Below are 13,463 nucleotides of genomic sequence, written 5' to 3' on the forward strand. Positions count from 1 at the left end.
GCGATGACGCTGCTCGCGACTGCTACTTGCCTGGGAAGCGCTGCGGCCGGCGATCTGGCCGATGTGGCGCCGCTTCCCGATCAGACCGTGCAAGACGACACGCCGCAGCCACAAACGCTGTATCTCGAAGTCACCTTGAATCAGGCAGACCGCGGTCTGACGCCGTTCGAACTGGTCGACGGGCATCTGCGTGGATCGGTCGAAACGCTGCGCAAACTCGGCTTCATCCTGGCCGATCGCGCTGCTGGCGAGCTGGTCGATCTAGACCGTCTGCCCGATGTGGAAGTGCGTTACGACGCCGCGTTACAGCGGCTCGCATTGCAAGTGCCGCTGGCGCAGCTGTCGCTATCCACCACGGTGTTGAAAACCGAAGAAGTCGCCTCGCCCAGCGCCACCGCATCGCCCGGCATCCTGCTCAATTACGACTTTTATGCCACGCGCAATACCGGTACCGGCAGCGTGTCGTTAGCCACCGAATTGCGCGGCTTCGGTATCGGTCGCGGCATGGTCGACACTACCGCTGTATTCCTGGCTTACGACCGCCCGCAGGACGAGCGCTGGCGTAGCGAAGCGGTGCGCCTGGACAGCGCCTGGCAGATGGATTTCCCAGATAGCGCAACCAGCCTCACCGTGGGCGATTTCTATAGCGGCTTTGTCGACTGGAGCCGTTCGATCCGCTTGGGCGGCGTGCAGATCGGCCGCAATTACGCCTTGCAGCCGTATCGGGTTTTGACGCCGACGCCGAGCTTTCTGGGCGAAGCGGCAGTGCCTTCCACGGTGGAGCTGTACGTCGATGGCCTGCGCCAGTACAGCGGCCAAGTGCCGGCTGGGCCGTTCCAGTTGGCCGCGCAACCAGGCATCAGTGGCACCGGTCAGGCGCAGATCGTGGTGACCGATGCATTCGGCCGCGTGCGCCGGCTGGACTTTGCGTTCTACAGCACGCCGCAGTTGCTGGCGCGCGGCATTTCGGAATGGTCGGCCGGCATCGGTCATCTGCGCCGCGACTACGGGGTGCGCTCGTTTTCCTACGAATCGCGCGCGGTGGCCAGCGCCACCTTTCGCAAAGGCCTGCGCGAAGACGTCACCATCGAAGCACATGCCGAGGCCGGCGGCGGCGTGGTCAATGTCGGTGCGGGCGGGATCTGGTTGCTCGGCGTGGGCGGCGTTTTCAACCTCGCCTATGTACATAGCCGCATGGACGATCTGCGCGGCGGTCAGTACGTGCTGGGCTATGCCTGGAACAACCGGCGTTTCAATTTCAACATCGGCACTCAGCGCACCCACGGCGATTATCGCGACCTTGGCGCGCTGCAAGGCAGCGTGCCGGCACGCATCAGCGACCGCGCGGTGTTCGGCGTCAATGTCGAGCCGGTCGGCTCGCTGGGCACCAGTTACGTGCGGCTGAGTTATCCGCAAGGCGACACATCACGCTACGCTAGCGTGTTCTGGTCGCGCGGTTTCGGGCGTAACTGGGCCGGCAACCTGTCCGGCAATCAGAACCTGGGCCTGCGCAGCGATCGCAGCCTGTATCTGTCGCTGTCGACCACGTTTGGCGGGTCGCGCCAGGCCAGTGCATCGATGCAGCGCAACGGTAACCGCACCGGATTTGTGGCCGACATCAGCCAGCCGCTGCCGGGCGATGGCGACCTCGGCGGTATCGGTTGGCGGCTGCAGGGACGTGCCGCCGACGATGCCGGCGGCGGGCTGGCCGAACTCGGCTGGTTGAACCGTGTCGGCCGCTACAACATCGGCGCCGCCAACCAGGACGGCGCGAATTTCGGCTACGCCAGTGCCAGCGGCAGCCTGGTGTGGATGAACGGCCGCGGCTTTGCAGCGCGCGACATTCAGGATGCCTTTGCGGTGGTATCTACCGACGGTCAGGCCGGCATCCCGGTGCGGCTGGAAAACCGCTTGATCGGTGTCACCGACGCGCGCGGCACCCTGCTGGTCACGCCATTGCAATCGTGGCAGCGCAACCAGCTGTCCATCGACACCTTGAACCTGCCGGCAGATCTGCGCGTGGATCGCGTCGATACCGCAGTGACGCCGCGTCGGCAATCCGGCGTGGCGGTGGGCTTCGGCATCACTCGAGTGCGCGCCGCCGTCATCGTGCTGCACGATGCACAAGGCGCCCCCCTGCCGGTCGGCAGCGTGGTGCAGCGCGAGGGCGATGTCGAACGCGTGGTGGTCGGCTACGACGGCGAAACCTATCTGGACAATCTGCAGATAGACAACCGCATCTTTGTCGAGTTGCCTGACGGCCGCTGCAGCGCGCGGTTCACCTATCCCGCCAACCCAAACGGCATTCCACGCATCGGACCACTGAAGTGCATTGCCGAGCCTTTGCCATGAATATGCACCCGTTCTGGCGCCTGTTGTTGAGCGTCACGATCGCCGCGCTGTGGCTGGTACCCAGCCAGCAAGCGCGGGCAGACACTACCTGCACCGTCACGCTTGGCACCCCGCTGGCGTTCGGCAATGTAGCGGCCAATGGCACGACCGATGCGGTGGCAACGCTCAGCGTGTCTTGTTCGACCGCCGCGCTCAGTGTCCTGGGATACGCCCAAGTGAGCCTTTGCCTGGACCTTGGGCCGGGCAGCGCCAGCAACGGACTGTATGCTCCGCGCCGCATGCTCAACTCCACCAACGACAGTCTGGATTTCCAGATCTACAGCGAGGCGACACGCACCCAGATCTGGGGAACCACTGGCTCGACAATGCCCTCGCCGCGCACGCTGACGCTCTCGTACGCAGTTCCGGTGATCACTGGAGGCTCCCAGGCGGCCAGTGTCGCGCTATACGGCCGCATTCCAGCCAACCAAATCCTGTCGGTCGGCAACCACACCAGCAGTTTCGGCGGTGCCGACACCGTGCTGCGCTACTCCTACAACGAGAGCATCATTGGCGCCCCACCGCTACCGGCCAATTGCACGGCCGGCGGCAGCGGCACCAAGACCGCCAGCAACGCGTTCCCGTTCACCGCCTCGGCCAATGTGCCGGCGCGCTGCAATACCTACGTAACCACCGACCTAGACTTCGGCAGCATTGCCGGCACCATCGCCACCGCAATCGATCGCACCTCTACCATCAGCCTGGCCTGCACCAACCGCACCGCCTGGAACATCGGCCTGGACAATGGCAGCAACGCCAACGGCAGTGTCAGGCGAATGCGCCACGCGACCAGCTCCAACTACATCACCTACGAGCTCTACAGCAACAGTGGCCGTAGCAGTCGCTGGGGGAATACGATCGGGGTCGACACCCTGGCCGGCACCGGCAACGGCGTTGCGCAGACGGTAACGGTCTATGGCCGCGCGCCGGCTTCCCAGCTGCCCATCGCGGGGGCCTACAACGACACGGTGACCGTATTCATCACTTACTGACAGTTAATAAAGTTAGCTCCGGAGACGTCGCTATTTGCTACGACTCCAATGCAATCGATTGCCTTTATGACACTCGTCACTTTTCTGAAACGCCTGACTCTGGTTGCTCTGATCTGCACCACGTTTCTGATCTGCACCACGTTCGTGGCCAGCGCGGCTGCCAGTCGCGGGCCGGAAAATTCCACCCTGAATATCGGCTTGCGTCTGCTCAGCGCTTGCGAGTTGCGCACCTCGCCAGCGAGCGCCAGTTGCTCCATAGGCACGCCGATGTCAATCGCCCAGCCGGCGCTTAGTACCACCCTACCCTTGGTCGCCGGCACTGGTCAAGATGCCAGCGCACTTGCCGGGCCTGCGCCCGCCGGCACGGCGCGCGTTACCACGGTCGCGTTTTAAGCATGGCCCCGTCCCGTCTTGTTTGCGGCTGGCTGGCTTTGGTCCTGGCTCTGGCAGGCGCCGGCCCCGCTACCGCCGCCGAGATCGCCATCGCGCCGACCACCGCGTATATTCCTGCAGACAGCGACCAGGCGACCGTCTGGCTCTACAACCGGGCCGCGTTGCCATGGCGCGCCGAAGCCAAGCTCTATCGCTGGCGTCAGGACGGCGACCGCGAACTGCTCGAACCGGCCACCGGCGCTACCGTCAGCCCGACCAATTTCGAGATCCCGGCGCAAGGCCGGCAGTTGTTACGGGTGATCCGCCTCGGCCCCATCCCGACGCATACCGAAGATAACTACCGATTGGTAGTGACCCAGCACGCGACCGGCGACGAGGCCGAGCTGCTGCGTTATTCCATCCCGGTGTTTGCGCTGCCGAGCCAGCCGGGTGACCGGCACCCGGCACTGCAGGCCACGCTCTCCGGGCAGGGCAGCGAGCGCGTCCTGCGCGTCTACAACGCCGGGCTCAGCCACGCGCGCGTGGCGGACTTGGCCTATATCGCTGCCGAAGGCACCCGCAGCAGCATCCGCGACGATCTGGCCGGCTATGTGCTGCCCGGCCAGACCCGGCAATGGGCGCTGCCCGCCAACCTTCCCGCAGGCAACGGCCGGTTTGTGGCGCGCGTCAATAGCGATGTCGAAACCACACTCGCATTGGAGCCGTAAGCTTCCGGCTGTTTCCTGCTGGGGCAAAATACCGCAGATTGCACCGGCCTACTTCAGACAGCTATACTGCATGGGTTGTTTTGCATGCCTCATAACCATGCATAGCGTCGTTCACGTCGAACGTCATCGACGAATTCACACCTGCCGCCGCCATCCGTGCCGGGGTGCCCCGCATGGGGTTCGACACGGAGGCGACAGGGAAGCCCAACCCCGGAATTGTTCGCCTGCCCCCTCGTAAGAGCCCGCCTTATGCGGATGCTCACTGGGACAGGCGCAGATTCCGCTATATATAGAGTTACTTCAATGCCCCAAGTCACTATGCGTCAGATGCTGGAAGCCGGCGTTCATTTCGGCCACCGAGCCCGTTACTGGCATCCCAAGATGGCGCCGTACATCTTCGGCGCGCGCGGCAATATCCACATCATCAACCTTGAGAAGACCGTTCCGCTCTTCAATGACGCGATGAACTACCTCTCCTCGATCGCGCAGAAGCGCGGCACCGTGCTGTTCCTGGGCACCAAGCGCAGCGCTCGCGAGTCCATCAAGGAAGAAGCCGAGCGTTGCGGCATGCCGTTCATGATCCAGCGCTGGTTGGGCGGCATGCTGACCAACTTCCGTACCGTCAAGCAATCGGTTGCCCGCCTGAAGGAACTGGAGTCGGCCGAGACCGATGGCACCTTCGAGAAGCTGGTCAAGCACGAAGTGCTGAGCCTGCGCCGCGAGCGCGAGAAGCTGGACGCCTCGCTCGGCGGCGTTAAGGACATGAACCGTCTGCCCGACGCGATCTTCGTGATCGACATCGGCCATGAAGACATCGCCATCAAGGAAGCCAAAAAGCTTGGCATCCCGGTGATCGCTGTAGTCGACACCAACTACGATCCGACCCTGGTCGACTATGCCATTCCGGGTAACGACGACGCCATCCGCGCCGTGCAGCTGTACGCACGCGCCGCTGCCGACGCCGTGCTGGAAGGCAAGGCTGCTGCGCCGAACTCTGCTTCGGTGCGCGAAGAAGAGTTCTCGGCTGAATCCGCCGACGAAGGCAAGGGCCGTCGCGCCCCGGCCAAGAAGGCCGAGAAGAAGGCAGACGCTCCGGCTGCCGCTGCCCCCGCTGCCGAGTAATCGGCATGCAATGCGGCCGCACCATGCTGTGCGGCCGCAGCCCCGACGGGTCCATCGCGGCCCTTGGTTGAGGCCACTGAAGACATCTACGGGGGCGGCCAGCATGGCTGCATCGTCTCCTACTGGCGGATCACTCCGCCGCACGCATTCGTTTATATGAGGTTATTCCATGGAAATCACTGCTTCCCTGGTCAAGGAACTGCGCGAGCGCACCGGCGCCGGCATGATGGAGTGCAAGAAGGCACTCGTCGAAAACGCAGGCGACATCGACGCCGCTGCCGAATGGCTGCGCAAGTCGGGTCTGGCCAAGGCTGACAAAAAGGCCGACCGTGTGGCCGCCGAAGGTCGCATCGCCACCGCACAGGCCGGCGGCAAGGCAGTGCTGGTCGAAGTCAACTCCGAGACCGACTTCGTCGCCAAGGACGAGAATTTCCTGGCCTTTACCGTGACCGTGGCCAGCGCTGCGCTGAACTCGGACGCAACCGATGCCGAAGCGCTGAAGAGCATCAAGCTGGACAGCGGCGAGACTATAGAAGAGCGCCGCGCTGCGGTCATCGCCAAGGTCGGCGAGAACCTGCAGGTGCGTCGCTTGGTGCGTATCGACAGCGCCGACAACGTCGCTGCCTACGTGCACGGCGGCCGTATCGGTGTGCTGGTCGAACTAAAGGGTGGCGACATCGAGCTGGCGCGCGGCATCGCCATGCACATCGCTGCGATGAATCCGCCGCACATCAAGGCCTCCGACGTTCCGGCCGAGTTCGTTGCCAAGGAAAAGGAAATCGAACTGGCCAAGATGTCTGAGAAGGACAAGTCCAAGCCGGCCGAGATTCTGGAAAAGATCATCAGCGGCAAGATCAGCAAGATCGTCAACGAAGTGACTCTGTACGGTCAGCCGTATGTGCTCAACACCGACCAGACCGTCGGGCAGGCCGTCAAAGCTGCAGGTGCCGACGTAGTCTTTTTCCAGCGCCTGGCCGTTGGCGAAGGCATCGAGAAGGTGGTGGAAGACTACGCCGCCGAAGTGATGAAGCAGGCCGGACTGGCCTGATGTTTCGCAGGCGATGAAGAAAAAAGCCGCGGCTCGCCGCGGCTTTTTTCTTCTGCGCATCGCACTGTAGCCAGACAGCGCAGGACGTGCTGGAACTGGACGCCGAACGCTTCGAAAAAGGTGATCGAACGCATCGCCGAATCGCTGCCCGAACTGAAAGCCTTGTTCGACATCCGCGTGCCGCAACCCGAGCACATCCAGATGATCTTCGAGCATGCACGTGAACTGGCGATACTGCATCGCCTGCACGAATTGCAGGACGTGGCCGATTCGTCGGCATGCCGACGAATCGGGAAACCGCATGCGTCATCTGACCGAACAGGCCAGCCGCGACGCATTGACCGGTGTGTTCAATCGGCACCAGCTTGGCACCGCGCTTGCGCACGAGTTCGAACTGGCATCGCGGCAGAATTGGCTGCTGTCGATCGCCTTTATCGACCTGGATGACTTCAAACGCGTCAACGATACGCATGGCCATCCGGTCGGCGACGCGGTGTTGCGCAATTGTGCCCGGACGCTGCAGCGCATGGTGCGCACCAGCGATCTGACGACACGCTACGGCTGCGAAGAATTCCTGCTGATCCTGGTCAACACCGCAGCCGAAGCGGCGTTGATAGTGATCAAGCGCATCCTGCCCGAGACCCCACGCACGCCGATGGCGCAACTGCAGGGCGGCCCCGCTCCATCTCACCCTCTCGGCAGGCCTGGCCACGCATGGCGGCAACGACCGCCAGTTTGAGAGCATCGAGGATGTGTTGCAGGCGTTCGACAGCACGCTGTGTCGCTCCAAGCGTCGCGGCCACAACCGTGTCACCGCCGACGATGCGACCGCTGTACCGAGACCGCCCAACCCCCGCGCGCGCACTGAGCAATACGTCACGCCGCTTCCGACGAAGGAATTTTTAGCACGTCCGATGACAGGCTTCCGATAGAATTGCCGGCATTTGCCGATCCCCCCACCCCCGAGGTTTTCCCTATGTCTGAATTTCCCTATCGCCGCATTCTTCTCAAACTTTCCGGGGAGGCGCTGATGGGAGACGGGGATTACGGCATCGATCCCAAAGTCATCAATCGCCTCGCCCAGGAAGTGATCGAAGCGCAGCAAGCCGGCGCACAGGTCGCTTTGGTGATCGGCGGCGGCAACATCTTCCGCGGCGCCGGCCTGGCCGCTAGCGGCATGGACCGCGTCACCGGCGACCACATGGGCATGCTGGCTACGGTGATCAACGCGCTGGCGATGCAAGATGCGCTGGAAAAGCTCGGAGCCAAAGTGCGCGTGATGAGCGCGATCAAGATCAACGACGTCTGCGAAGACTTCATCCGCCGTCGCGCAATCCGTCATCTGGAAAAGGGCCGCATCGCGATCTTCGCCGCCGGCACTGGCAACCCATTTTTCACCACCGACTCGGGCGCCGCCCTGCGCGCGATTGAGATCGGCGCCGACCTGCTGCTCAAGGCAACCAAGGTCGACGGCGTGTACGACAAGGACCCGAAGAAGCACACCGATGCAGTGCGTTACGACAGACTGACCTACGATCAGGTCATCATGCAGGGTCTGGAAGTGATGGACACGGCCGCATTCGCATTGGCGCGCGACAGCGACCTGCCGCTGCGCATCTTCGGCATGAGCGAGCCGGGCGTGCTGCTGCGCATCCTGCATGGCGAACAGATCGGCACCTTGGTCCAGGGCCGCAGCTGAGGCCGGGAATCGGGATTGGGGAATCGCAAAAGCGCAGCCCCAGCGACTGCGCTGACACCCAAGGAACCTTTGAACAACTCACGACGTGGCGAGCGAGCTTCGGACTTCGCTCAAACGTGACGATCGTCCGCGCTGAAAATCAAGCATTTACGCATAGCGGCGATTGCCTCGGTTGTTGATTGAAAGCTCATGGGAGCGTTGTTCAGAGCTTCCCTAACTGACAGCGGCACCGGGCGTGAAGCGCGGCGCCACAAGTGAACCGGCTGCGCAGGACCCCGACGGCCTGCGAGTCGGGAAACCTCAGTCCCGGCTATAATCCCCGCACTCAGCTCCACACGGATTTCGGCGATGCTCAACCAGATCAAACAAGACGCGCAGACGCGCATGACCAAGAGCATCGATGCTCTACGCCATTCACTGACCACCGTGCGTACCGGGCGCGCCTCACCGGCGTTGCTGGACGGCATCAAGGTCAAGGCATATGGCACCGACACTCCGCTCAACCAGGTTGCCAGCATCAGCGTGTCCGAGGGCCGCTCGCTGGTGATCAGCCTGTTCGACAAGAGCATGATCAAGGACGTCGAGAAAGCGATTTACGCCTCGGATCTGGGCCTGACCCCGACCGTGGTAGGCACCGTGATCCGTCTGAACCTTCCGCCGTTGACCGAGGAGCGCCGCAAGGAGCTCAGCAAGGCCGTGCATGGCGAAGGCGAAGACAGCAAGGTGGCCATCCGCAATATCCGTCGCGATGCCAACCAGCAGGTCAAGGATCTGCTCAAGGACAAGAAGGTCACCGAAGACGAGGCACGCAGCTCGGAAGACGAGATCCAGAAGCTGACCGATAAGGCCATCAAAGACGTGGATGAGGTCGTCAAGGACAAGGAACAGGAATTGATGACGGTCTGATCGTGGCATCTTCTGCCATGCATCCAGCACCTTCCGCCGCCGCTGTGCCGCGCCACATTGCCATCATCATGGATGGCAATGGGCGTTGGGCGCAGCGTCGGCGGCGTCCACGCGTGATCGGTCATCGCGCGGGCGCGCGGGCGGTCAATCGCACCATCGATTTCTGCCTGGAAAAAGGCGTCTCGGCACTGACGCTGTTCGCGTTTTCCAGTGAAAACTGGGGCCGCCCGCAGGACGAAATCGACGCGCTGATGAAGCTGTTTTTGCATGCGCTCGACCGAGAGGTCGAAGAACTGCAGCGACGTGGCGTGCAAGTGCGCTTTATCGGCGACCGCAGTCGCTTCGCGGCTCACTTGCGCGACCGCATGGCCGGTGCCGAACGCATGACAGCGGCCAATTCGCGCCTGATACTGAGCATCGCCGCCAGCTACGGCGGCCGCCAGGACATTGCGATGGCCGCACGCGCACTGGCCGAAGACGTGGCCGCCGGTCGCCTGCAGCCGCAACAGATCAACGAAGCCCTGCTTTCCAGCCGGGTCGCACTGGCCGATCTGCCGGCGCCGGATCTATTTATCCGCACCGGTGGCGACACCCGCATCAGCAATTTCCTGCTGTGGCAGCTCGCCTACACCGAGCTGTGGTTCACCGAAACCTTGTGGCCGGAGTTCGATGCCGGCGTGCTGCAGCAGGCGCTGGATGACTACGCCGGGCGCGAGCGTCGCTTCGGCCTGACCAGCGACCAGATTGCCGACAAGGCGACGGAGAGCTCCTCCGCATGACCAAGACCCGCGTGATTGCCGCGCTGATCATGGCGCCGCTCGCCATTTGCGCGATCGTGCTGCTGCCCACGCAGTGGCTGGCGGCGCTGGCGGCGATCCTGTTCCTGACCGGACTGTGGGAGTGGCTCAAGCTCTCTGGCATCGACGACAGCCTGCCGCGCACCGTGCTGCTGGTGCTCAATCTGCTGCTGATGGTGCTGATGGTGTGGGCGTCGGCTGGCTCCATGGTGCTTTTCGAGATTGCCACGCTGGTAGGCGTGGCGTGGTGGTTGGTGGCATTGCTTTGGCTGCGCTTTTTCACCTTTGGTGCCGGCAACGGCCAGGCGCGCGCGCTCAAGCTGGCCGCAGGCACGTTGGCGTTGCTGCCAGCATGGGCCGCACTGGTACTGCTGCATGCCAATCCGGACAAGGGCAACCTGTGGCTGCTGACCGCGCTGACCATGGTATGGGCGGCCGACTCAGCCGCATACTTCGCCGGTCGCGCCTTCGGTAAGCACAAACTGGCGCAGCGGATCAGTCCCAACAAAACCATCGAAGGTCTGCTCGGCGGAATGCTCGCCGGTATCGCGGTCGCCTGCGCATTCGGCTGGCTGGCCGGGCTGACCCTGGCGCGTGTGCCGCAGCTGATGCTGCTCTCCGCAGTCGCGGTGCTGGCCTCTGTACTGGGCGATCTGTTCGAGAGTCTGCTCAAGCGCCAGGCGGGCGCCAAGGACTCGGGCACGGTGATTCCGGGCCACGGCGGCGTGCTGGATCGGATAGATGGCGTGCTCGCCGCCCTGCCGGTGTTCGCACTCGGCAAGGAAATTCTCGGGTTCTAGGCATGGCTGGCTCCTCTCCCCGTCAGGTCGCCGTGTTCGGCGCGACCGGCTCGATCGGTGCATCGGCACTGGACGTAATCGCGCGCCACCCAGAGCGATTGCGCGCCAGCGTGTTGTCGGCCGGCAGCAAGATCGATGAGCTGCTGGCGCTGTGCGCCATGCATCGGCCGACGCATGCGGTGATCGCGGACGACTCCCTGTACCCGGCGTTGCGCGATGGGTTGCGTGCGCGGGGCTTGGCAACCCAGGCGCATGCCGGTTCCGCGGCGTTGGACGCGCTGGCCGGCAGCGATGCCTGCGACACTGTGGTGGCTGCCATTGTCGGCGCGACCGGGCTACCCTCCACCCTGGCCGCTGCCCGCGCCGGCAAACGGCTGTTGCTGGCCAACAAGGAATCGTTGGTGCTGGCCGGCGAGCTGCTGACCCGCACCGCAGCCGCCGCTGGCGCGGAAATCATTCCGATCGACAGCGAGCACAGCGCCATCTTTCAGTGTCTGCGCTCCTGCGACGCCAGCGGCGGCGTGCGTCGGGTGATCCTAACCGCGTCCGGCGGCCCGTTCCGTGGCTGGGACCGCGCCGCGCTGGCGGCGGTCACGCCCGCGCAAGCCGTTTCGCATCCCAAGTGGTCGATGGGCCCGAAGATTTCGGTGGATTCGGCGACCTTGATGAATAAAGGTCTGGAAGTCATCGAAGCGCATCACCTGTTTGGCCTTCCCGGCGCGCAGATAGATGTGCTGGTACACCCGCAAAGTCTGGTGCATTCGCTAGTCGAGTTCGTCGACGGCTCTACCCTTGCCCAGCTCGGCCTGCCGGACATGCGCACCACCTTGGCGGTCGGTCTGGCGTGGCCGGAGCGAGTCGAATCCGGGGTCGCCGGGCTGGACCTGCTGAGCCAGGGCCGGCTGGATTTCGAAGCTCCAGACACTGCCGCATTCCCCTGTCTGCGCTTGGCCTGGGACGCATTGCGTGCAGGTGGAACCGCGCCTGCGATTCTGAACGCGGCCAACGAAGTGGCTGTTTCAGCGTTTCTTCAGGGCCAAGTGGGTTTTCTAGCGATCCATGCGTTGGTTGAACACACGCTGACAACGCTTCCGCGGCACAATGCCGACACCCTCGACACCCTACTTTTTGCTGACGCGCAAGCGCGGCAAATCACCGAACGCGCCCTCGCCCACCACGCCCTTCATGCCTGATCGATCCACGCAACCGAGTTGCATCCATGGGTAATTTCATCGGTTCGGTCTGGTGGATGATGGTCAGCCTGGGTGTATTGGTGACTTTCCACGAATTCGGACACTTCTGGGTCGCGCGTCGCTGCGGCGTCAAGGTGCTGCGCTTTTCTGTGGGCTTCGGCAAACCGTTGTGGATGCGCCGCGATCGCCACGGCACCGAGTTCGTGGTCGCCGCAATTCCGCTCGGCGGCTATGTCAAGATGCTCGACGAGCGCGAGGGCGATGTGCATCCAGCCGAGCAGGACCAGGCATTCAATCGCAAGACCGTGTGGCAACGCGTCGCAATCGTGGCCGCTGGCCCGATCGCCAATCTATTGCTGTGCATAGCGATGTTGTGGGCGATGTTCGTGGTCGGCAAGCAGGATTATTCGGCCACTGTGGGCCGTGTCGATGGCCTGGCCGCCGAAGCCGGGTTGACCCCGGGCGAGCGTATCGTGCGCATCGATGGCCGCAGCGTGAGTAGCTGGAGCGATGCCAGCATGCAGCTGGCCACCGCGGCGATGGACAAGCGCGACATCCGCGTTTTGACTTCCTCCGACGACGCCGGCAGCAGCGAGCACACCTTGCGCCTATCGCAGTTGCCGGCCGGCTTCGACGAGCGCCGCGTCGCCTCGCTGGGCGGTATTGGCTGGCAGTTTATGCTGCAGCCGCCGGTGATCGCCGACGTGCTACCCGGCTCGGTGGCCGATGGCCTGCTCAAGCCGGGCGACCGCATCGTCGCCATCGATGGCAAGCCGATCCGCTCGGCCGAGGACATCATTCCCGAGGTGCAGGCGCTGGGCAAGCACGGCGGCCCCGGCATGATCGAAGTGGCGCGAGGCGAGGACCGCCTGGCGCTGGAAATCGCCCCGCGCAGATCGCCGCAGGGCCAATGGATGCTGGGCATCCGCCCGGCCGCTACGCCGGTGCCGGAGTACGACAGCCTTCAGAAGTACAGTGTCTTCGCTGCGGTGCCTGCGGCGATCCGCGAAACCGGCAGAATGACGGCCGATTCGCTCGGCATGATGAAGCGCATGCTGACAGGCCAGGCCTCGGTAAAGAATATCTCCGGTCCGGTCACGATCGCGCGCGCCGCCAATGCCTCAGTCGAACGCGGGCTCGACTGGTTCCTGTATTTCCTTGGATTGCTGTCGCTTAGCCTGGCGATCATCAACCTGATGCCCATCCCGATCTTGGACGGTGGGCACCTGCTGTATTACCTTATTGAGTTGGTCAAGGGCAGCCCGATCAGCGAACGGGCCATGATTGCCGGACAATATGTCGGTATGGCGGTCCTGGCCGGGCTGATGGGACTGGCGTTCTACAACGATATCCTCGGCCTGGTTCCACGATGAAGCTGCTCCACTCTTTCCGCCTGTTGTCGTCGTCATACGCCG

At 63.5% G+C, this 13,463-nt stretch carries 12 protein-coding genes and 1 pseudogene; all 13 read left to right on the forward strand.

Features of this window, described 5'->3' with window-relative positions:
• The first annotated feature begins 3 nt into the window (after positions 1-3).
• Positions 4-2,352: a fimbria/pilus outer membrane usher protein gene (locus PD885_RS13275; RefSeq protein WP_088056931.1), complete on the forward strand. Its 2,349-nt coding sequence runs from the start codon at positions 4-6 to the stop codon at positions 2,350-2,352.
• A complete protein-coding gene (locus PD885_RS13280; protein WP_002810769.1) occupies positions 2,349-3,383 on the forward strand; it encodes a Csu type fimbrial protein in 1,035 nt (344 codons plus the stop codon). The genes PD885_RS13275 and PD885_RS13280 overlap by 4 nt, the downstream gene beginning before the upstream one ends.
• Before the next feature lie 48 nt (positions 3,384-3,431).
• Entirely contained in the window at positions 3,432-3,776 is a 345-nt protein-coding gene (locus PD885_RS13285; RefSeq protein WP_040762824.1) for a hypothetical protein, read from the forward strand.
• Positions 3,777-3,778: 2 nt separating this feature from the next.
• The gene (locus tag PD885_RS13290; protein WP_040762825.1) at positions 3,779-4,483 is read left to right on the forward strand and encodes a fimbrial biogenesis chaperone; all 705 of its coding nucleotides are present in this window, start codon (positions 3,779-3,781) and stop codon (positions 4,481-4,483) included.
• A gap of 303 nt (positions 4,484-4,786) precedes the next feature.
• Entirely contained in the window at positions 4,787-5,605 is an 819-nt protein-coding gene (gene rpsB / locus PD885_RS13295) for a 30S ribosomal protein S2 (RefSeq protein WP_040762826.1), read from the forward strand.
• Positions 5,606-5,774: 169 nt separating this feature from the next.
• On the forward strand, positions 5,775-6,653 hold the full coding sequence (gene tsf, locus PD885_RS13300) for a translation elongation factor Ts (protein WP_002810779.1): 879 nt from the start codon (positions 5,775-5,777) through the stop codon (positions 6,651-6,653).
• A 71-nt stretch (positions 6,654-6,724) separates the two neighbouring features.
• Positions 6,725-7,513 (forward strand): annotated as a pseudogene (locus PD885_RS13305) (GGDEF domain-containing protein); the annotation flags it as partial.
• A 116-nt stretch (positions 7,514-7,629) separates the two neighbouring features.
• Positions 7,630-8,352, forward strand: a complete 723-nt coding sequence (gene pyrH, locus PD885_RS13310; RefSeq protein ID WP_002810782.1) for a UMP kinase — start codon at positions 7,630-7,632, stop codon at positions 8,350-8,352.
• A 348-nt stretch (positions 8,353-8,700) separates the two neighbouring features.
• A complete protein-coding gene (gene frr / locus PD885_RS13315; protein WP_002810783.1) occupies positions 8,701-9,258 on the forward strand; it encodes a ribosome recycling factor in 558 nt (185 codons plus the stop codon).
• A gap of 17 nt (positions 9,259-9,275) precedes the next feature.
• Positions 9,276-10,037, forward strand: coding sequence for a polyprenyl diphosphate synthase (gene uppS / locus PD885_RS13320; protein WP_040762827.1), 762 nt, complete (start codon positions 9,276-9,278; stop codon positions 10,035-10,037).
• Positions 10,034-10,855, forward strand: coding sequence for a phosphatidate cytidylyltransferase (locus PD885_RS13325; RefSeq protein WP_002810787.1), 822 nt, complete (start codon positions 10,034-10,036; stop codon positions 10,853-10,855). Before uppS ends, PD885_RS13325 begins: the two co-directional genes overlap by 4 nt.
• Positions 10,856-10,857: 2 nt before the next feature.
• Positions 10,858-12,048 carry a 1-deoxy-D-xylulose-5-phosphate reductoisomerase gene (locus PD885_RS13330; RefSeq protein WP_002810788.1) on the forward strand — a complete coding sequence of 397 codons (1,191 nt, stop codon included), beginning with the start codon at positions 10,858-10,860 and terminating at the stop codon, positions 12,046-12,048.
• Between the two features lie 26 nt (positions 12,049-12,074).
• Positions 12,075-13,421 carry an RIP metalloprotease RseP gene (gene rseP / locus PD885_RS13335; RefSeq protein ID WP_002810789.1) on the forward strand — a complete coding sequence of 449 codons (1,347 nt, stop codon included), beginning with the start codon at positions 12,075-12,077 and terminating at the stop codon, positions 13,419-13,421.
• Positions 13,422-13,463 lie beyond the last annotated feature (42 nt).

It is taken from the genome of Xanthomonas fragariae (assembly GCF_900183975.1).
GTDB classification, from domain to species: domain Bacteria; phylum Pseudomonadota; class Gammaproteobacteria; order Xanthomonadales; family Xanthomonadaceae; genus Xanthomonas; species Xanthomonas fragariae.